Below are 19,654 nucleotides of genomic sequence, written 5' to 3'. Positions count from 1 at the left end.
GCAACCACGGTAATGCCTGACGTCGGCCCCGTCCCGGGGCCCGCGCTGAGCCTGCGAAGCGTGGGGAGGACGGAGTCCTTACTCAGTCGGTGATCGCGGGGACGACGTCCCGGAGGCGCTCCACGGGGATCGCGCCGACGCGCAGCACGCGCGGGACCGGCCCGGTGCAGTCGACGATGGTGCTGGCGGCCGATCCGGCGCGCGAGCCGCCGTCGAGGGCGACCGCGGCGTGGCTCCCGAGCTGCTCGACCGCCTCGGCCACCGTCGTCGCGGCGGGCCGGCCGGAGCGGTTGGCGCTGGAGACGGCCAGCGGCCCCGTCCGCCGGAGCAGGTCGCGGGCGATCTCGTCGTCGGGGAGCCGGACGGCCACGGTCCCCTCGGCGTCACCCAGGTCCCAGGCCAGCGAAGGCGCGTGCTCGAGCACGAGGGTGAGGCCACCGGGCCAGAACGCCTGCGCGAGGTCGTTCGCCACCGGCGGCAGGTTCACGACGAGGCCGGCGAGCGTCGACGCCTCGCCGATGAGCACGGGGACGGGCATGGTCCGTCCCCGGTTCTTCGCGGCGAGCAGGCCGGTCACGGCAGCCGGGGTGAAGGCGTCGGCGGCCACCCCGTAGACGGTGTCGGTCGGCAGCAGCACCAGCTCGCCGCGGGCGATGGCGGCGGCCGCGGCGTCCAGCCCGGCCGCGCGCTGCTCCGGGTCGGTGCAGTCGAAGAGGTCAGCCACGAGCAGGGAGTCTCCCCCAGCCCCCGTTCAGAGCCTGCGGGCGGTGGTGAAGCGGGGTCGTCCGGCGAGGTCGGGGTGGTCCTCGACGTCGGTGAAGCCGCCGTGCGCCCGCACCACCGCCGGCAGGGCCACGCCCTGCTGGTCGGCGTGCTCGATGCCGAGCCACCCGCCCGGGTGCAGCAGCCGCGCGGCGACGGTCAGCATCCCGCGGACGACGTCGAGCCCGTCCGGCCCGCCCCACAGGGCGAGCGGCGGGTCGTGGTCGGCGACCTCCCGCGGCAGCACGGCGTCGTCCGGGACGTACGGCGGGTTGGACACCACCACGGTCACCCGCCCGTCGAGCTCGGTGAGCAGCGACGGGTCGGTCATGTCGCCCTGGACGACGCCGACGGGCGTGTCCCCCGCGCCCACCCGCGCCATGGCGTTGTGCCGGGTCCAGGCGATGGCGCCGGGGTCCCGCTCGACCGCGGTCACCCGCGCGCCGGGGTGCTCGTTCGCGATGGACAGCGCCAGGGCACCGGAGCCGCTCCCGAGGTCGACGACGATCGCGCCGTCGGCGCCCGCCAGCCGGTCCAGCGCCCAGCCGGCGAGCTGCTCGGTCTCCGGCCGCGGCACGAACACCCCCGGGCCGACCGCCAGCTCCAGGTGGCGGAACGGCGCCCGGCCGGTGAGGTGCTGCAGCGGCACGCGGTCGGCGCGCTGCTCGACGAGCGTCTCGAAGCGGGCGGCGTCGTCGTCGCCGACCTCGTCGAGGGTGAGCAGGCGGGCACGAGGGGCGGCGAGGACGTGGGCGAGCAGCAGCTCGGCGTCCACCCGGGGGGACTCCACCCCGGCGTCGCCGAGCCGCCGGGCGGCACCGGTCAGCAGCGCTCTGCAGTTCATCCCCGACCGACCCGCCCCTACGACCCGGCCGCCAGCAGCTCGGCGGTGTGCGCGCTGACCAGCGCGTCGATGACCGCGTCGAGGTCGCCGTCGATGACCTGGTCGAGGTTGTGCGCCTTGTAGCCGACCCGGTGGTCGGCGATCCGGTTCTCCGGGAAGTTGTAGGTGCGCACCCGCTCGCTGCGGTCCATCGTCCGCACCTGGCTGCGGCGCTGGTCGCTGGCGGCGGCCTCGGCCTCCTCGCGCGCGGCGGCCAGCAGCCGGGAGCGCAGCACGCGCAGCGCCGACTCCTTGTTCTGCAGCTGGCTCTTCTCGTTCTGCGAGCTGACCACGATGCCGGTGGGCAGGTGCGTGATGCGGACCGCGGAGTCGGTGGTGTTCACGCTCTGCCCGCCCGGCCCGGACGACCGGAACACGTCGATGCGCAGGTCGTTCGGGTCGACCTGGACGTCGACGTCCTCCGCCTCGGGCAGCACCAGGACGCCGGCGGCGGAGGTGTGGATCCGCCCCTGCGACTCGGTGACCGGCACCCGCTGGACCCTGTGCACCCCGCCCTCGAACTTCAGGCGCGACCAGATGCCCTCGTCCGTGCGGGACTTGATGGCGACGGCGACGTCCTTGTACCCGCCCAGTTCGGCGTCGACGGCGTCGAGCACCTCGGTCGACCAGCCGCGCCGCTCGGCGTAGCGCAGGTACATCCGCAGCAGGTCGCCGGCGAACAGCGCCGACTCGGCGCCGCCCTCCCCCGCCTTGATCTCGAGGATCACGTCCTTGTCATCGTCCGGGTCCTTGGGCAGCAGCTGCTCGCGCAACCGGGCGGACAGCTCCTCCACCCGGGCCTCCAGCGACCGGGCCTCGGCGGCGAAGGACGCGTCCTCCCCGGCGAGCTCGCGGGCGGTGGCCAGGTCGCCCCGCGCCTCCTCCAGAGCTCGCGACGTCTCCACGAGCGGGGCCAGCTGCGCGTAGCGGCGCCCCAGCCGCCGGGCACGGGACTGGTCGGCGTGGACGTCGGGGTCGGCGAGCTCCTGCTCCAGGGACGCGTGCTCGGCGAGCAGGTCCGCCAGCCGGTCGGGCTGCGCCTCGGTGCTGGTCATGGGAGTTCCTCGGGACGGCGGGTGCGGACATGCGAACGGCGCCCGCCCCGCCCCTCGGAGGAGGAGCGGCACGGGCGCCGTCGGACGAGCTACTTGCCGGCGTCGGCCCCGGCAGCGGCGCGCTTGCCGAACCGCTTCTCGAAGCGGGCGACGCGGCCACCGGTGTCCAGGATCTTCTGCTTGCCGGTGTAGAAGGGGTGGCAGGCCGAGCAGACCTCGACGGTCAGCTGACCGGTCGGCGAGGTGCTGCGGGTCTGGAACGTGTTGCCGCAGCCGCAGGTCACGGTGGTGACGTTGTAGGCCGGGTGGATGTCGGGCTTCATATCGCCTCTTCTGCGGAAGTCTTGGTCGTTCAGGTGGTGGAACGCCGGCGGCCGGTGGTTATTCCGGCGCACAGCGGGGCTCGGCCGACCAGTCTCCCAGATCGGGAGACCGGCCGGCCGCCCGGGGCTCAGTCCTTGTCCGGGCCCAGCGTCGTCTTCTGGATCTGCATGAGGAACTCGACGTTGTTGCGCGTCTTCTTCAGCTTGTCCAGGAGCAGCTCCAGCGCCTGCTGCGGCTCGAGGGCCGCGAGCACCCGGCGGAGCTTGATCACGATCGCCAGCTCGTCGGCGTTCATCAGGATCTCCTCCTTGCGGGTGCCCGACGCGTTCACGTCGACCGCGGGGAAGACCCGCTTGTCCGCCAGGCGGCGGTCGAGCTTGATCTCGGCGTTACCGGTGCCCTTGAACTCCTCGAAGATGACCGTGTCCATGGTGGAGCCGGTCTCGACCAGGGCCGAGGCGATGATCGTCAGCGAGCCGCCGTTCTCGATGTTGCGGGCGGCCCCGAGAAAGCGCTTCGGCGGGTAGAGCGCCGTGGAGTCGACACCACCGGAGAGGATGCGCCCGCTGGCGGGGGCCGCCAGGTTGTAGGCGCGGCCCAGGCGGGTGATCGAGTCCAGCAGGACGACGACGTCGTGGCCCATCTCGACCAGGCGCTTGGCCCGCTCGATGGACAACTCCGCGACGGTGGTGTGGTCCGACGGCGGCCGGTCGAAGGTCGAGGCGATGACCTCGCCCTTCACCGAGCGCTGCATGTCGGTGACCTCCTCGGGCCGCTCGTCGACGAGGACGACCATGAGGTGGCACTCGGGGTTGTTCGTCGTGATCGCGTTCGCGAGCGACTGCAGCACCATCGTCTTGCCGGCCTTGGGCGGCGAGACGATGAGCGCGCGCTGGCCCTTGCCGATCGGCATGACCAGGTCGATGACCCGGGTGGTCAGCACGTGCGCCTCGGTCTCCAGGCGCAGCCGCTCCTGGGGGTAGAGCGGCGTCAGCTTGGTGAACTCCGGCCGGCGCTTGGCCTGCTCGGGGTCGAGGCCGTTGACGGTGTCGAGCCGGACCAGCGCGTTGTACTTGTCCTTGCGCTCGCCCTCGCGGGGCTGGCGGACGGCGCCGGTGATGGCGTCACCGCGGCGCAGGCCGTAGCGACGCACCTGGGACAGCGACACGTAGACGTCGTTCGGGCCGGTCAGGTAGCCCGACGTCCGGACGAAGGCGTAGTTGTCGAGGACGTCGAGGATGCCGGCGACGGGCAGCAGCACGTCGTCCTCGCTGACGGTGGGCTCGCCCTGGTCGAAGCGCTCCCGGCCACCGCCGCCGCGCTTGTTGCGGTCGCGGTAGCGGCGCCCGCGGCGGCCGCGGCCACCCTCGAAGTCGTCGTCGTCCTCGTCGTTGGCGGGGCCGCGACCGTCGGTGCGGTTGTCGTTCCGGTTGTCCGGTCGGCCACCGCGGTCGTTGCGCTCGCCGCGGTCGGGACCGCGGTTGCCGTCGCGGTTGCCGCCGTCACGGTCGCGGTTGCCGCCGTCACGGTCGCGGTTGCCGCCGTCGCGGGCGGTGCCGCCGTCACGGTTGCCGCCGTCCCGGTTGCCGCCCTCGCGGGGGGAACCGTCACGGTCGCCGCGGGTGCGGTTGCGGTCGCGGTTGCGCTGCGGGCGGTCGTCGTCGGTCCGCTGGTCGCCGTCGGCCGGGGCGTCCGTCGTGGGCGCGGCGGTCTCCGGAGCCGGGGCCGCGTCGGCGGCCGGCGCGACGTCGGCGGCCGGGGAGCCGGCCGGACGGCTCGCGCCGCGGCGGGTGCGGACGGGACGGGTGCCCTCGGTCGCGCCGGTCAGCGGGCCGCTGTTGGCGCCGCCGCTGACGGGAGCCTCGAGCGGGGCCGAGGAGGCGGCGACGCCGCGGGCCTCGGGGGCACCGCCGGTGGACGCCGTGGTGCCAGCAGGGGTGCTCTCGGCGGGGGTGCCGGTGGCGGGGCTGTCGGCGGGGGCGCCGTTCGCGGCGCCGGCACCCACCTGGCGGGCGGAGATGGCGGCGACGAGGTCGCCCTTGCGCATCCGGCCCGTGCCGGAGATGCCGAGCTCGCCGGCGAGCCGCTGCAGCTCGGGCAGCAGCATCCCGGACAGTCCGTTGCCGCGGCGACGGGAGCTGCCCGTCGTCCCAGAAGCGGCAGTCGCCTCGGTCGGGACGGCGGCGTCCTGCGCGCCGTTCACGACGAGGTCGGTGGTTTCACTCACGTACAGGTCCTTCCCTGCGGTGAACCTGCGCCTACCGGCGCAGGGGTCCCCCGGCCCCTGGAGGTCCGGCCCGGGGGCGGGAACGCAGAAGGGAACGGGTCGAAAAGATGCGAGGCGGATCAGCGGCGAAGAGTTCGTCTGCTTCGGCCCCGCGCGAGGCTCGCCCGAGGTGGGCGGCTACGCCGTGAGCCTAGACGCAGCTCACGGACTCGACAACACCGGTGGGTTCCAGTGTGTTCCTCGTTACCGAGACGATACCTGCGAGTTCCCATGGAGAATTCGGGCCCCATCGGCGTCGACGGCCAGCGGGAGCACCGACCACCCTTCCGCGCCCAGGTCGCGGACGGTCGCGAGGTCGGCCGCGCCGGTGGTCAGGGCGAGCACGCTGGGTCCGGCACCGGAGACCACCGCCGCGAGGCCGCGCTCGCGCAGCCGGTCGACGAGCGCCAGCGACTCCGGCATGGCCGCGGTCCGCTGCCGCTGGTGCAGCCGGTCCTCGGTCGCATCGAGCAGCAGCGCCGGCTCGCGGGTCAGCGCGTGCACCAGAAGGGCGGCCCGGCCGGCCGCGTGCGCGGCGTCGGCGTGCGGGACGGTCGCCGGCAGCAGCCCGCGGGCGACGTGCGTCGACAGCGTCTCGCCGGGCACGAGGACGACGGGTGCGACGGCGGGCGCCACGTCGAGGCGGGCCGCACGGGCGCCACCGGGAGTCATCCACGACAAGGTCGCGCCACCGAGCAGGCAGGCGGCGACGTTGTCGGGGTGCCCCTCGAGCTCGGTGGTCAGCCGCAGGACCGCGTCGTCGTCGACCTTCTCGACGTGGGGGCACAGCGCCCAGGCGGCGACGACGCCGGCGACGACGGCCGCGGCCGAGGAGCCCATCCCCCGCCCCTGCGGGATCGCGTTCTCGGCGACGACGCGCAGACCCGACGGCGACCAGCCGAGCTCCGCGCAGGCCGCGCGGAAGGCCCGGACCACGAGGTGCGACTCGTCGGTGGGCAGCTCCCCGGCGCCGACGCCGGAGATCGCCACCTCCAGCCCGGAACCGGTGACCTCGAACTCGAGGTGGTCGTGCCGGGTGAGGGCCAGCCCGGCGCAGTCGAACGCCGGACCGAGGTTCGCGCTGGTGGCGGGGACCCTGACGCGGACGGCGCTCACAGGCCGAGCTGGGCGGCCGCCGCGGCGGCGTCGACCGGGATCGTCACGGGTGCCGGCGCGCCGGAGATGGCCCACTCCGGGTCCTTGAGCCCGTTGCCCGTGACGGTGCAGACGACGCGCTGCCCCGGCTCGAGCTCCCCGGCCGCCGCCACCTGCAGCAGCCCGGCGACCGACGCCGCCGACGCCGGCTCGACGAAGACCGCCTCGCTGCGCGCGAGCAGCCGGTACGCCGACAGGATCGCGCGGTCGGTGACGGCGTCGATGCGCCCGCCGGACTCGTCGCGGGCGGCGAGCGCCTTGGTCCAGGACGCCGGGTTCCCGATCCTGATCGCCGTCGCGATCGTGCTCGGGTTCTCCACGACCTTCCCGGAGACGATCGGCGCGGCGCCGGCGGCCTGGAACCCCCACATCCGCGGGGTCCGGGTGGCGGTGCCGTCGGCGGCGTACTCGCGGTAGCCCTGCCAGTAGGCCGTGATGTTGCCCGCGTTCCCGACCGGCAGGCAGTGGATGTCGGGGGCGTCGCCGAGGACGTCGACGATCTCGAACGACGCCGTCTTCTGGCCCTCGATGCGGAACTGGTTGACGCTGTTGACCAGGCTGACCGGGTAGTCGATCGCCAGCTTGCTGGCCAGCGCGAGGCAGTCGTCGAAGTTGCCCTCGACCTGCAGCAGCTGGGCCCCGTGCACCAGTGCCTGGGCCAGCTTGCCCATCGCGATCTTGCCCTGCGGCACGAGGACGGCGCAGGTGAGACCGGCGCGGGCCGCGTAGGCGGCGGCGCTGGCGCTGGTGTTGCCGGTCGAGGCGCAGATGACCGCCTTCGAACCCTCCTCGACGGCCTTGGTGATGGCCATCGTCATGCCGCGGTCCTTGAACGACCCCGTCGGGTTGGCGCCCTCGACCTTGAGGAACACCTCGCAGCCGGTCCGCCGGGACAGCTCGGGCGCCGGCAGCAGCGGGGTCGCGCCCTCCTGCAGGGTGATCACCGGAGTGTCGTCGCTGACCGGCAACCGCGAGCGGTAGGCCTCGATCAGACCCGGCCAGCCGGGCGACACAGTCGTCGGCGAGATGCTCATGACAACCCCTCCACGCGCAGCACGCTGGTCACGGCCCGGACGGCGGGCATGTCCCGCAGCGCGGCGATCGTGGCAGACAGCGCCGCGTCGGGGGCGCTGTGCGTGACGATGACCAGCGTGGCGGCGTCGCCGTGCCCGTTCTGCCGGACGGTCGCGATGCTGACCTCGTGCCGCGCGAACTCCTGAGCGACGGTCGCCAGGACGCCCGGCTTGTCGGCCACGTCGAGGCTCACGTGGTAGCGGGTCGGGGTCTCGGCGATCGGCCGCACGTCCAGGTTCGCGTAGCCGGTCGGCCCCTGCCCGGAGGCGCCCGCGATCCGGTTGCGCGCGACGGCGACGAGATCGCCGAGCACCGCGCTGGCGGTGGGCTCTCCCCCGGCGCCCTGGCCGTAGAACATCAGCTGGCCGGCCGCCTCGGCCTCGACGAAGACGGCGTTGAAGGCACCGCCGACAGACGCGAGCGGGTGGGTGGTCGGGATCATCGCGGGGTGCACGCGGACGGCCACCGAGTCGCCGGTGCCGTTCGCCACGCGCTCGCAGATGGCCAGCAGCTTGACCGTGCAGCCGATCTCGGCGGCGCGGGCCACGTCGGTGGCCGACACCGCGGAGATCCCCTCTCGGTAGACGTCGGCGGCCGACACCGGCGTGTGGAAGGCCAGGGAGGCGAGGATCGCGGCCTTGGCGGCGGCGTCGAACCCGTCGACGTCGGCCGTCGGGTCGGCCTCGGCGTACCCGAGCTCGGTGGCCTCGGCGAGGGCCTCGGCGAAGCCGGCGCCGGTCTCCGCCATCCGGGACAGGATGTAGTTCGTCGTCCCGTTGACGATGCCGACCACCCGGCGGAGCTGGTCGCCGGCCAGTGACTCGCGCAGCGGCCGCAGCAGCGGGATCGCGCCGGCCACCGCAGCCTCGTAGTACAGGTCGACGCCGAACTTGGCGGCGGTGGCGTGCAGCTGCGGGCCGTCGTCGGCCAGCAGCGCCTTGTTGGCGCTGACCACCGACTTGCCCGCCTCGAGCGCGCCGAGGATGAGCGTGCGGGCCGGCTCGATGCCGCCGATCACCTCGACGACGAGGTCGACGTCGTCGCGGGTGACCAGCGCCTGCCCGTCGGTGGTGAGCAGGTGTTGCGGGACGTCGGGGTGGTGGGCCGGCCGCCGGACCGCGATGCCGGCCACCTCGACCGGGCGGCCGATGCGCGCCGCGAGGTCGTCGGCCTGCTCCTCGATCAGCCGCAGCACGGCGCTCCCGACCGTGCCGCAGCCGAGGAGGGCGACCTTCAGGGGTGCAGAGGTGGCGGTGGTCACGGGCGGGCTCCCACGGGGTGCTCCGGCGCCGGCTGGGACGGCGCCGGCGAGGGCGCGGGCCGGTCGGCGAGGACGGCGTCCAGCGCGAACACGTCGGACAGTGTCTGCCGCCGGACGATCTCGGTCGCGGCGCCGTCCCGGACCGCGACGACCGGCGGCTTGAGCAGGTAGTTGTAGTTGCTGGCCATCGACCAGCAGTAGGCGCCGGTCGCGGCGACCGCGAGCAGGTCCCCCGGCTGGACGTCCGACGGCAGCCACAGGTCGCGGACAAGGATGTCGCCGCTCTCGCAGTGCTTGCCGACCACCCGGCAGAGCGCGGGCGGGGCGTCGGAGGTCCGGTTGGCGAGGACGCAGGTGTAGCTGGCGTCGTAGAGCGCGGTGCGGATGTTGTCGCTCATCCCGCCGTCGACCGAGACGTAGTTGCGCACCAGCGGGGTGCCGGGAGCGCCGCTGGCGCCGAGCCGCACGGGCTTGATGGTCCCGATCTCGTACAGGGTCACCGTGCCGGGTCCGGCGATGGCGCGACCGGGCTCCACCGCCAGGCGGGGCACCGGCAGCCCGAGCGCCGCGCACTCGGCCGCCACGACCGCCCGCAGCCGCGCCGCGACGTCGTCCGGGGTGACCGGGTCGTCCTCGGCGAGGTAGGCGATGCCGAAGCCACCGCCGAGGTTGAGCTCGCCGAGGAGCTGCCCGGTGGCCTGCTGGACCTGGGCGAGGAGCCCGACCACGCGGTGCGCGGCCGCCTCGAACCCGGCGGTGTCGAAGATCTGCGAGCCGATGTGGCTGTGCAGCCCGGTGAGCTCGAGGGCCGGCTCGCGGATGACCCGGACGGCGGCGGTGAGCGCGTCGCCGGTGGCGAGCGAGAAGCCGAACTTCTGGTCCTCGTGCGCGGTGGCGATGAACTCGTGGGTGTGCGCCTCGATGCCGACGGTCGCGCGGATCAGGACCGGCACGGGGGTGCCGCCTGCGGCGACGCGCGCCTCGGCGAGCGGGACGAGCCGCTCGATCTCGTCGAAGGAGTCGAGCACGACGTGCCCGATCCCGGAGTCGACCGCCAGCTGCAGCTCCACCAGCGACTTGTTGTTGCCGTGCAGGGCGATCCGCTCGGCCGGGAAGCCGGCGGCCAGGGCCAGGGAGAGCTCGTTGCCGCTGCAGGCGTCCAGGTGCAGGCCGTCGTCGGCGATCCAGCGGGCCACCTGCCCGCAGAGGAACGCCTTCGAGGCGTAGTGGACGTCGGCGTCGTCGAAGGCCGACGCGAAGTCCGCCGCCCGGCCGCGGAAGTCGGCCTCGTCCAGGACGAACAGCGGGGTGCCGTGCTCGCGGGCCAGCTCGGTGACCGGGCGGCCGCCCAGGTGCAGCTCGCCGTCGACCCGCTGCGCGGTCCGGGGCCAGACGTGCGGGTCGAGGGCGCCGAGATCGCTCGGCGGCGCGCCGGCGGCGGTGGGCTGCTGGATGTTCCCGTGCAGCGGCCCCGCCGGGTGCGCCCTCACATCCGCTCCGGTGCGCTCACGCCGAGGACGTCGAGGCCGTTGCGCAGCACCGTCGCGGTGGCCGCGCACAGCCACAGCCGCGCCGTCGTCAACGGGGTCGCCTCCTCGTCGCCGCGGGGCAGGACCCGGCAGGAGTCGTAGAACCGGTGGTAGGTGCCGGCCAGCTCCTCGAGGTAGCGGGCCACCCGGTGCGCGGCCCGCAGCTCGGCGGCGGCGGAGAGCACCCGCGGGAACTCGCCGATGGCGCGCAGCAGGTCGCTCTCCCGCTCGTGGGCCAGCTGGGTGACGTCGACGTCGCCGGCCTCGCCCAGGGTCAGCCCGAGGTCGGCGGCGTTGCGGAGCACCGAGGAGATCCGGGCGTGCGCGTACTGGACGTAGAAGACCGGGTTGTCGTTGGTCTGCCGGCTCCACAGGTCGGCGTCGATGTCGATCTGCTGGTCCACCGACGCCCGCGCCAGGGCGTACCGGGCTGCGTCGACCCCCACGGCGTCGACGAGGTCGGTGAGCAGCACGAAGTTGCCCTTGCGCTTGCTCATGCGGACGGGCTCGCCGTCCTTGACCAGGTTCACCAGCTGGCCGATCTGGATCTCCAGGTGCGTGGCCGGGTCGTCACCCGACGCCGCGACCAGCGCCTTGTACCTGCCGACGTAGCCGGAGTGGTCGGCGCCGAGCAGGATCACGACCCGGTCGAAGCCGCGGGCGCGCTTGTCCAGGTAGTAGGCGCAGTCGGCGGCGAAGTAGGTGGGCTCGCCGTCGGCCTTGACCAGCACCCGGTCCTTGTCGTCGCCGAAGTCGGTGGTGCGCAGCCACACGGCGCCGTCGGCCTCGAAGACGTGCCCCTGCTCCCGCAGCGTGGCGACCGCCTTCTCCAGCGCCCCGGACTCGTGCAGCGTCCGCTCCGAGAAGAACGTGTCGAAGTGGACGCCGAAGCCGTCGAGGGTGGCCCGGATGTCGGCGACCATGGCGGCGACCCCGCGGTCGGCGAAGACGGCGAGCTGCTCGTTCTCGGGCCGGTCGAGCAGGCCCGGCTCCGCGGCGACCACCTGCTGGGCCACCGTCTCGACGTAGTCGCCCTGGTACCCGTCCTCGGGAACCGGCCGGCCGAGCGCCACGGCCTGCAGGCTGCGGCCGAAGCGCTCGATCTGGGCGCCGGCGTCGTTGACGTAGTACTCGCGGCTGACGTCGGCGCCGCTGGCCTCCAGCAGCCGCGCGAGCGCGTCGCCGACCGCGGCCCACCGGGTCGAGCCGAGGGTCACCGGGCCGGTCGGGTTCGCCGACACGAACTCGAGGTTGATCTTCTGCCCCGCCAGCACCTCGGTCCGCCCGTAGGCGGCCCCGGCCGTGACGGCCTGGACGGCGATCTGCCCGAGCGCGCCCTGGGCGAGGGTGATGTTGAGGAAGCCCGGGCCGGCGACGTCGACGGCCGCGATCCCCGGCTGCGCGGCGAGGTCGGTGGCCAGCAGGCCGGCGATCTCGCGCGGCGGCCGGCCCGCCGCCTTGGCGAGCCGGAGCGCGACGTTGGTGGCGTAGTCGCCGTGAGCCCGGTTCTTCGGGCGCTCCACGAGGACCTCGTCGGGCACCTCGACCGCGAGCGCGCCGCGGCCGACGGCCGCGGCCACGACGGTCCGGACGACGTCACGCAGCTGCTCAGGTGTCACCGCACGAGCGTACTGACCGGTCTCCCCGGCCCCGTCCACCCGCCTTCCCCCAGGAACCCCACGTTCCCAGGGACCGCACAGGGAGCGCACCTAGACTCGCACGGGCGCGGGACCGGCACCTGTCCACGGGGGCGTCCTCCCGCGCCCGCGAGCACCCGCACCCCAGCATCGAGGAGAGGCCTTGGCCAAGGACCGCAAGCCCGCGACCGGCACCGGCAGGTCTGCCGGGAAGGGCGGTTCCGCCGGCAGGGGCGGGTCCTCCGCCTCGGGCGGGCGCAACCGGCCCGCGGCCAACGTCGTCGCCCCGCAGCGGCCCTGGGGCCTGATCGCCGCGGCGCTCGCCGTCGTGGTGTTCGCGGCCGCGGTCATCACCTACGCCGTGGTGCAGGTGAACAAGTCCAAGGAGAACGAGGTCGAGTCGATCGACGAGATCGACGGCGTCCAGACCTTCGACTACGCGGCCGGCCAGGACCACGTCACCACCGAGGTCGACTACACCGAGGACCCGCCGGTCGGCGGGCCGCACGACGGGAACTGGGCCGACTGCACCGGCACCGTCTACGACGTCGACATCCGCCACGAGAACGCGGTGCACGGGCTCGAGCACGGCGCGGTCTGGATCACCTACAACCCCGACGAGGTGTCCGACGACGACGTCGCGAAGCTCGCCGACCTGGTCGAGGGCGAGAACGGCCGGATGCTGTCGCCCTACGCCGGGCTGGACTCCCCCATCAGCCTCCAGTCGTGGAACCACCAGCTGAAGGTCGACTCGGCCGACGACATCCGCATCGAGCAGTTCGCCGACTTCCTCACCCTCCGCACCGGTGAGTTCCCCGAGCCGGGCGCCAGCTGCGAGAACCCGGCGTTCGCCGCCAGCCCGCTCGTCGAGGGCGACGCGAGCACGCCGATCGGCGAGAGCGACATGCCCACCACGCCGACGCCGTCGGCCGAGCCGACGACGACCGAGCCGGCCGCCACGGAGCCGACGGAGGCCCCGACGTCGGAGACCACTGCCCCCTGATGACCGCGCCCGTGATGCCGCACGCCGAGGAGGTGGACGACGTGACCGACGGCCGACCCGCTCGCCGCAGCCCGCTGCGGACCACGCTCCTGGCGGTCATCGCGATCGGCCTCGTGCTCCTCGGCGGCGGCCTCGCCGTGGCACTGGGCATCGGCCGCACGGCGGACCCGACCGTGGACTCGGTGGACGCCGGCTTCTCGCGCGACATGGCGCGCCACCACCTGCAGGGCGTCGAGATGGCCAACCTGGTCGCCGAGCGCAGCCAGGACCCGGAGGTGCGGCAGCTGGCCTTCGACATCTCCGCCACGCAGACCAACCAGGCCGGCCGGATGCAGGGCTGGCTGGCGCTCTGGGGCCTGCCCACCACCGGCGGCGACACGATGGCGTGGATGTCGGAGTCGGGGGGCCACAGCCACGACATGGCGGGCATGGACGGCGGCCTGATGCCGGGCATGGCGACGGAGGAGGAGCTGGCGAACCTCCGCCAGCTGTCGGGCACCCCGTTCGACGTGGAGTTCCTGCGGCTGATGATCCGGCACCACCAGGGCGGCAAGGACATGGCCGAGTACGCCGCCGAGCACGCCCAGGAGCGGGCCGTCCGTGAGCTCGCCGACACCATCGCGCAGACCCAGACGGCGGAGACCGGGACGATGACCGACATGCTCACCGCGCGGGGCGGCACCCCGCTGCCCGCGCCCTGAGCCGACCTCGGGCCCGCTCTCCGGAGCGGTTCCCCGGGCTGGTAACTTCTCCAGCGCCCCACCACCACGAGCCCCCGTAGCTCAGGGGATAGAGCACCGCCCTCCGGAGGCGGGTGCGCAGGTTCGAATCCTGCCGGGGGCACTCCGCCGGACAGCCCGCCTCAGGGCAGCACCGCCACCGCCTCGACCTCGACCAGCAGGTCCGGTTCGGTCAGGGCCGTGACACCGACGAGCGTCATCGGCCGGATCGGGAAGCTCCCCAGCCGTGCGGCCACCCGACCGGCGCCGTCCATCAGGGCCGGCAGGCTGGAGTCGTCCCAGCCGACGACGTAGACGTTCACCTTCGCCAGGTCGTCGAAGCCCGCGCCTGCCGCGGCCAGCGCGGTGTGCAGGTTCAGGTAGGCCTGCTCCACCTGCGCGGCGAGGTCGCCGGCGCCCACCGGCTGCCCGTCGGCGGTGCGCGCCACCTGCCCGGACACGTAGACGGTCCGGGAGCCGGTGGCGACGCCCACCTGGACGTAGGCGTCGGACGTCGGCAGTCCGTCGGGGTTGATCAGCTCGACCGGCACGGGGACCTCCTGGGGTCTTCACCGCCCCGATGGCGGTGGCCGGGAGTGTGGCCGCCGGGTCCGACAGTCCGGGGCCGTGCCGAACGGCCGGAGCGGCTCGGCTAGCGTCCGCGCGCATGCAGACGAGTGGCATCCAGCGGGCACGGGTGGGCGAGCTCGAGATCGCCTACGAGACCTTCGGCGACGCCGGCGATCCGCCGGTCCTGCTCGTCATGGGGCTGGCCACCCAGATGATCGGCTGGCCGGACGAGTTCTGCGCCGACCTGGCAGGCCGCGGCCACTTCGTCGTCCGCTTCGACAACCGCGACATCGGCCTGTCGACGCACCTGCACAGCGCCGGTGCGCCGGACATCATGGCGATGTTCGGCGGCGACGCCTCGACGGCCGCCTACGGGCTGCCCGACCTGGCGAACGACACGATCGGTCTGCTCGACGCCCTCGCGCTCGACAGCGTGCACCTGGTCGGCGCCTCGATGGGCGGCATGATCGCCCAGCTCGTCGCGATCCAGGCACCCGAGCGCGTCCGCAGCCTCACCTCGATCATGTCCACGACCGGCGAGCCCGGCGTCGGTGCGCCCGCCGAGGTCGCCCTGCCGGTCCTGCTGGCACCCGCCGCCACCGACCGCGAGGGCGCGATCCAGCGGGTCATCGACACCTACCGGGTGATCGGCTCCCCCGGTTTCGAGTTCGACGAGGCGGCGCTCCGCGACCGCGCGGGGCTGTCGTTCGACCGGGCGCACGACCCGGCCGGTGTGGCCCGCCAGCTCGCCGCGATCCTGACCACGCACGACCGCACGCCCGACCTGGCGAAGGTCGCCGTCCCGACCCTCGTGATCCACGGGTCGCAGGACACGCTGGTCGACGTCAGCGGCGGCAAGGCCACGGCCGCCGCCGTCCCCGGCGCCGAGCTCTTCCTCGTCGACGGCATGGGTCACGACCTGCCCCGGGCGATGTGGCCGGAGATCCTCGACCGGATCAGCGCGCTGATCGCCCGGGCGGGCTGACCGCTCAGCTGGTCAGCATCCCGCCCTCGACCGGGATGGTGGTGCCGGTGACGTAGCCGCCGGCGTCGCTGACCAGGAAGACCAGCGCGGCGGCCAGCTCGTCCGGGTCGCCCTTGCGGCCCACCAGCACGCGGGCGAGCTGCGACTCGATGTAGCCCTCGGGGTACTGGTCGGTCATCTCCGACTCGAAGAAGCCCGGCGCCAGCGCGTTGACCCGGATGCCCTTCCGCCCGGTCCACTGCTGGGCGAGGTCCCGGGTCAGCCCGATCAAGCCCGCCTTGGTCGCCGCGTAGGCCGCCTGCGGCAGACCCGCCGTCGTCAGCCCCAGCACGCTGGAGATGTTCACGATCGAGCTGCCCGGCTGCATGACCCGCGCGCACGCCTGCGCCATCCAGTAGCAGCCGTTGAGGTTGACGTCGACGACCTGCCGGAACTGCTCCGGGGTCTCGCGGGTGGCCGGCACCGCGGTACCGATGCCGGCGTTGTTCACCAGCACGTCCACGCGGCCGAACTCGGCCATCGCGGCGTCCACGAGGCCCTGGCAGTCCTCGGGCACGGCGACGTCGGTGCGGACGGAGATCGCGCGGCGGCCGGCCGCCTCGACCGCGCTCTGCGTCTCGGCAAGCCGGTCGGCCCGCCGCGCCCCGAGCACCACGTCGGCACCGGCCTCGGCCAGCGTGCGGGCGAACACCGCCCCGAGGCCGGAGGACGCTCCCGTCACGATCGCCACCCGGCCGTCGAGCCGGAACATGTCAAGGATCGTGCGGTCTGCCACCGGAGTCAGCTCCTGTCGTCGGGTCTCGGGCGTCCCCCGCACGGTAGCCACATCGTGGGGTAGGTCACCTCCCGGGCGGGTAGGGCGCGAACCCGGACCTCGAGGGGGAGGAACCACCGTGACCAACCTGGCGCAGAACCTGCTGGAGACCGCCGCGGAGCACGCCGAGCACCCGGCGCTGACGATGGACGACGCCACGCTCACCTACGGCCAGTTCCGGGACGCCTCCCTGGCGGTGGCCGGAGCGCTGGAGGCCCGCGGGGTCCAGCCGGGCGACCGCGTCGGCATGGTGCTGCCCAACGTCCTCTCCTTCCCCGTCGTCTTCTACGGGGCGCTGCTCGCCGGCGCGGCCGTGGTGCCGATGAACCCCCTGCTCAAGGCGCGAGAGGTCGAGTACTACCTGCGCGACTCCGGGGCCCGGGTCGTCGTGGCCCTCTCCGGCTCGGACGCGGCCGTCGTCGAGGCCGCCGGCGGCGTCGGCATCGACGCGGTGAGCGTCGGTCCGGCCCTCCCCGAGGAGCTGATGGACGGGGAGCCGGTGGACGGGGCGGTCGAGCGGGCCGACGACGACCTCGCGGTCATCCTCTACACGTCGGGCACGACCGGGCAGCCGAAGGGCGCCGAGCTCACCTACGCCAACATGGCGGGCAACGCGCGGACGACCGCCGACACGCTCGCCGAGAACACCGCCGACGACGTGATCATGGGCTGCCTGCCGCTGTTCCACGTCTTCGGGCTCACCTGCGGGCTCAACACCGCCGTCCTCAAGGGCTCGACGCTCACCCTCATCCCGCGCTTCGACGGCACCAAGGCGCTGTCGGTCATCGCCCGCGACAAGGTCACGATCTTCGACGGCGTGCCCACGATGTTCGCCGCGATGCTGCACTCCCCCGCCGCGGGCACCCAGGACGTCAGCAGCCTGCGGCTGTGCGTCTCCGGCGGCTCGGCCATGCCGGTGGAGATCATGCGGGCTTTCGAGGAGAAGTTCGGCTGCGTCATCCTCGAGGGCTACGGACTGTCCGAGACCTCGCCGGTGGCGTCCTTCAACCACCCGCACGCCGAGCGGAAGCCCGGTTCCATCGGGACGCCGATCGCCGGCGTCGAGATGCGGCTGGTCGACGACGACGGCGAGGACGTCGCCGTCGGGGAGGTCGGCGAGATCGCCATCCGCGGCGAGAACGTGATGAAGGGCTACTGGGGCAAGCCCGAGGAGACGGCCAAGGCGATCCCGGACGGCTGGTTCCGCACCGGTGACCTCGCCCGCCAGGACGACGACGGCTACTTCTTCATCGTCGACCGCAAGAAGGAGATGATCATCCGCGGCGGCTACAACGTGTACCCGCGCGAGATCGAGGAAGCGCTCTACGAGCACCCGGCGGTCGCCGAGGTCGCCTGCGTCGGCGTCGCGCACCCCGAGCTCGGTGAGGAGGTGGCCGCGGCGGTCGCGCTGAAGCCCGGCGCCTCGGCCGAGGTCGACGAGCTGCGCGAGTTCGTCAAGGCGCGCGTCGCCGCCTACAAGTACCCGCGGCACCTGTGGCTGGTGGACTCCCTGCCCAAGGGCCCGACGGGGAAGATCCTCCGCCGCGCCGTCGAGGTGCCCGAGCAGGTGGGCCAGCGGTGAGCGAACCCGCCCGACCGAAGAAGCCCGCGCCCGCTCCGCCGCTGTGGCGGCAGGCGTACGACGCGGCCGAGCGCGCGGTCGCCCCGCGGGCGGAGCAACTCGTCCGCACCGAGTACTTCTCGCTCGGGGTGGCCCTGGCGCGACGCGCCCGGATGCTGGCCGGCCGGTCGGCCCAGGGCCTCAGCGCCCGCGCGTGGCACCTGCTCAACCTGCCGGCGGGCACCGACGTCCGCCGGCTGCGCACGCAGATCGGGGCGCTCGACCGCGAGGTGCGGCGCCTGACCATCCAGCTGGAGCAGGAGCGGCGCCGCTCGGCCGGCGCGCGGTCCCTGCCCACGACGTCGACGGAGGACAGCGATGCCGACGGTGCCCAGCCCGCAGACGGTGCTCGACCGCGTCCGGCGCGACGTCGAGCGCAACGCCCTGCGCGCCCGTAACGGCATCAAGCTCGTCGCCGGTGTCGACCGACCCGGCGTCGGCCAGACCCCCAAGGAGGTCGTCTGGCAGCGCGGCCGCACGCAGCTGTGGCACTACCGCAACGACCCGGAGACCTACGGCGGCGTCCGGTACGAGCCGCCGCTGCTGCTGGTCTTCAGCCTGATCAGCCGCAGCTACATCCTCGACCTGACGCCCGGCAACAGCTTCGTCGAGCAGCTGCTCAGGGCGGGCTTCGACGTCTACATGCTCGACTGGGGCGAGCCCGACGAGCGGGACGCGGAGAACCGGCTCGAGGACTACGTCGACGACTACATCCCCGCCGGCATCGACCGGGTCATGGAGCTCTCCGGCGCGGACGAGGTGAACCTCTTCGGCTACTGCTTCGGCGGTGACCTGGCCCTGCTGTACGCCGCCCACCACCCCGACGCGCCGCTGCGCAGCCTCACCGTGCTCGCGACGCCGGTCGACTTCCGGCACATGGGGCCGCTGGCCGACATCTTCAGCGTGGGCGGGATGGACGTCGGATCGGTCCTCGGCGAGGACGGCAACGTGCCGCCGTCGGTGGTCGTGCAGGGCTTCCGGACGCTGACGCCGACGGCGGAGGTCAGCCGCTACGTGACCCTGTGGGAGCGGCTCTGGAACGACGAGTACGTCGCGTCCTACCAGGCGATGACGGGCTGGTCGGACGACCACGTGCCGTTCCCCGGCGCCGCGGCCCGCGAGACCGCCGAGATGCTGGTGCGGAACAACGGCATGCTCACCGACCGGCTCACCGTCGGCGGCGACCCGGTGCACCTGGCCGACATACAGGTCCCATTCCTCACTGTGCGGGCCAACCGCGACCACATCGTCCCGCCGGACGCGACCGCGCCGCTGATCGACCTCGTCGGCTCGCCGGACAAGCACGAGCTCTGCCTGGACGCCGGGCACATGGGCCTGGTCGTGGGGCGCACGGCCGCGAAGACGACGGTGCCCACGATCATCGACTTCGTCCGCCGCCGGAGCGACCCGATCGACGCCGACGCGGCGCAGGAGGCCTGAGGTGGAGATCGAGCAGCTCGGACCCGAGCGGTGCGACGCCCTGCTGGCGTTCTTCGCGTCCCTGCCCGAGGGCGACGTCACCTTCATCAAGGAGGAGGTCACCGATCCGGAGACGGTGCGCTCCTGGGCCACCGAGACCTCGTCCGGAGGGCGGTGGATCGCCGTCGACGGAGACGAGGTGACCGGCTACGTCGCCGTCCGGCCGCTACCGGGCTGGTCCGATCACGTCGGCGAGGTGCGGCTGGTCGTCTCGCCCGCCAGCCGCGGCAGCGGGCTGGGCCGCACGCTGGCCCGGCGCGCCCTGACCGAGGCGGTCTCCTCCGGCCTGTCCAAGCTGGTGGTGGAGGTCGTCGCCGAGCAGGGCGCGGCGCTGGCGCTGTTCACCGACCTCGGGTTCAGCGGCGAGGCGCTGCTGCGCGACCACATCCGCGACCGGAACGGCGAGCTGCGCGACCTCATGGTGCTCGCCCACCACGTGAACGAGACGTGGGCGGGGATGGACACCGTCGGCATCGCCGACGAGCTGAGCTCCGCCGGCGGCTGACGTCGTGCCTGC

Annotated in this window: 19 protein-coding genes and 1 tRNA gene; 8 read left to right on the top strand and 12 right to left on the bottom strand. The window is 73.7% G+C overall.

The window, feature by feature from the left end; all coding sequences use genetic code 11:
* Positions 1-82 precede the first annotated feature (82 nt).
* The 10 genes from ACI78T_RS09235 to argS all read right to left on the bottom strand — a co-directional run bounded on the left by ACI78T_RS09235 (position 83) and on the right by argS (position 11,928).
* Entirely contained in the window at positions 83-724 is a 642-nt protein-coding gene (locus ACI78T_RS09235; RefSeq protein ID WP_456557797.1) for an L-threonylcarbamoyladenylate synthase, read from the bottom strand.
* Positions 725-751: 27 nt separating this feature from the next.
* Positions 752-1,606, bottom strand: coding sequence for a peptide chain release factor N(5)-glutamine methyltransferase (prmC, locus tag ACI78T_RS09230; protein ID WP_456557796.1), 855 nt, complete (start codon positions 1,604-1,606; stop codon positions 752-754).
* Between the two features lie 17 nt (positions 1,607-1,623).
* Positions 1,624-2,700: a peptide chain release factor 1 gene (gene prfA, locus ACI78T_RS09225; RefSeq protein WP_456557795.1), complete on the bottom strand. Its 1,077-nt coding sequence runs from the start codon at positions 2,698-2,700 to the stop codon at positions 1,624-1,626.
* A gap of 89 nt (positions 2,701-2,789) precedes the next feature.
* Positions 2,790-3,023: a 50S ribosomal protein L31 gene (gene rpmE / locus ACI78T_RS09220; RefSeq protein WP_116452668.1), complete on the bottom strand. Its 234-nt coding sequence runs from the start codon at positions 3,021-3,023 to the stop codon at positions 2,790-2,792.
* A 128-nt stretch (positions 3,024-3,151) separates the two neighbouring features.
* On the bottom strand, positions 3,152-5,251 hold the full coding sequence (rho, locus tag ACI78T_RS09215) for a transcription termination factor Rho (RefSeq protein ID WP_456557794.1): 2,100 nt from the start codon (positions 5,249-5,251) through the stop codon (positions 3,152-3,154).
* Between the two features lie 243 nt (positions 5,252-5,494).
* A complete protein-coding gene (gene thrB / locus ACI78T_RS09210; RefSeq protein ID WP_456557793.1) occupies positions 5,495-6,406 on the bottom strand; it encodes a homoserine kinase in 912 nt (303 codons plus the stop codon).
* Entirely contained in the window at positions 6,403-7,479 is a 1,077-nt protein-coding gene (gene thrC, locus ACI78T_RS09205) for a threonine synthase (RefSeq protein ID WP_456557792.1), read from the bottom strand. Before thrC ends, thrB begins: the two co-directional genes overlap by 4 nt.
* Positions 7,476-8,780 (bottom strand): homoserine dehydrogenase, encoded by a 1,305-nt coding sequence (locus ACI78T_RS09200; protein ID WP_456557791.1) that lies wholly within the window; start codon positions 8,778-8,780, stop codon positions 7,476-7,478. The genes thrC and ACI78T_RS09200 overlap by 4 nt, the downstream gene beginning before the upstream one ends.
* Positions 8,777-10,270 carry a diaminopimelate decarboxylase gene (gene lysA, locus ACI78T_RS09195; protein ID WP_456557790.1) on the bottom strand — a complete coding sequence of 498 codons (1,494 nt, stop codon included), beginning with the start codon at positions 10,268-10,270 and terminating at the stop codon, positions 8,777-8,779. Before lysA ends, ACI78T_RS09200 begins: the two co-directional genes overlap by 4 nt.
* Entirely contained in the window at positions 10,267-11,928 is a 1,662-nt protein-coding gene (gene argS, locus ACI78T_RS09190; RefSeq protein ID WP_456557789.1) for an arginine--tRNA ligase, read from the bottom strand. Before argS ends, lysA begins: the two co-directional genes overlap by 4 nt.
* 181 nt (positions 11,929-12,109) lie before the next feature.
* Here argS and ACI78T_RS09185 point away from each other — a divergent pair, with 181 nt between their 5' ends.
* From ACI78T_RS09185 to ACI78T_RS09175, 3 genes are all read left to right on the top strand, one after another.
* The gene (locus ACI78T_RS09185) at positions 12,110-12,949 is read left to right on the top strand and encodes a DUF3105 domain-containing protein (protein WP_456557788.1); all 840 of its coding nucleotides are present in this window, start codon (positions 12,110-12,112) and stop codon (positions 12,947-12,949) included.
* Complete coding sequence (locus tag ACI78T_RS09180; RefSeq protein ID WP_456557787.1) at positions 12,949-13,650, top strand: DUF305 domain-containing protein; 702 nt, start codon at positions 12,949-12,951, stop codon at positions 13,648-13,650. The genes ACI78T_RS09185 and ACI78T_RS09180 overlap by 1 nt, the downstream gene beginning before the upstream one ends.
* A 70-nt stretch (positions 13,651-13,720) precedes the next feature.
* Positions 13,721-13,792 (top strand) — tRNA-Arg (locus tag ACI78T_RS09175).
* 19 nt (positions 13,793-13,811) lie between these two features.
* On the opposite strand, the gene ACI78T_RS09170 is transcribed toward ACI78T_RS09175, so the two are convergent.
* Positions 13,812-14,219: a RidA family protein gene (locus ACI78T_RS09170; protein WP_456557786.1), complete on the bottom strand. Its 408-nt coding sequence runs from the start codon at positions 14,217-14,219 to the stop codon at positions 13,812-13,814.
* Between the two features lie 116 nt (positions 14,220-14,335).
* Here ACI78T_RS09170 and ACI78T_RS09165 point away from each other — a divergent pair, with 116 nt between their 5' ends.
* Entirely contained in the window at positions 14,336-15,223 is an 888-nt protein-coding gene (locus ACI78T_RS09165) for an alpha/beta fold hydrolase (RefSeq protein WP_456557785.1), read from the top strand.
* A gap of 4 nt (positions 15,224-15,227) precedes the next feature.
* On the opposite strand, the gene ACI78T_RS09160 is transcribed toward ACI78T_RS09165, so the two are convergent.
* The gene (locus ACI78T_RS09160; RefSeq protein WP_456557784.1) at positions 15,228-15,998 is read right to left on the bottom strand and encodes an SDR family NAD(P)-dependent oxidoreductase; all 771 of its coding nucleotides are present in this window, start codon (positions 15,996-15,998) and stop codon (positions 15,228-15,230) included.
* A gap of 118 nt (positions 15,999-16,116) precedes the next feature.
* Between ACI78T_RS09160 and ACI78T_RS09155 the strand changes: the two genes are divergently transcribed.
* From ACI78T_RS09155 to ACI78T_RS09140, 4 genes are read left to right on the top strand one after another with little or no spacing between them, the layout of a single operon-like run.
* On the top strand, positions 16,117-17,619 hold the full coding sequence (locus tag ACI78T_RS09155) for a long-chain-fatty-acid--CoA ligase (RefSeq protein ID WP_456557783.1): 1,503 nt from the start codon (positions 16,117-16,119) through the stop codon (positions 17,617-17,619).
* Complete coding sequence (locus tag ACI78T_RS09150; RefSeq protein ID WP_456557782.1) at positions 17,616-18,056, top strand: hypothetical protein; 441 nt, start codon at positions 17,616-17,618, stop codon at positions 18,054-18,056. Before ACI78T_RS09155 ends, ACI78T_RS09150 begins: the two co-directional genes overlap by 4 nt.
* On the top strand, positions 17,977-19,098 hold the full coding sequence (locus ACI78T_RS09145; protein ID WP_456557781.1) for an alpha/beta fold hydrolase: 1,122 nt from the start codon (positions 17,977-17,979) through the stop codon (positions 19,096-19,098). Before ACI78T_RS09150 ends, ACI78T_RS09145 begins: the two co-directional genes overlap by 80 nt.
* Before the next feature lies 1 nt (position 19,099).
* Positions 19,100-19,642: an N-acetyltransferase family protein gene (locus tag ACI78T_RS09140; protein ID WP_456557780.1), complete on the top strand. Its 543-nt coding sequence runs from the start codon at positions 19,100-19,102 to the stop codon at positions 19,640-19,642.
* Positions 19,643-19,654 lie beyond the last annotated feature (12 nt).

Source organism: Blastococcus sp. SYSU D00922, from assembly GCF_054050495.1.
This window is presented reverse-complemented; position numbering and strand designations above follow the sequence as displayed.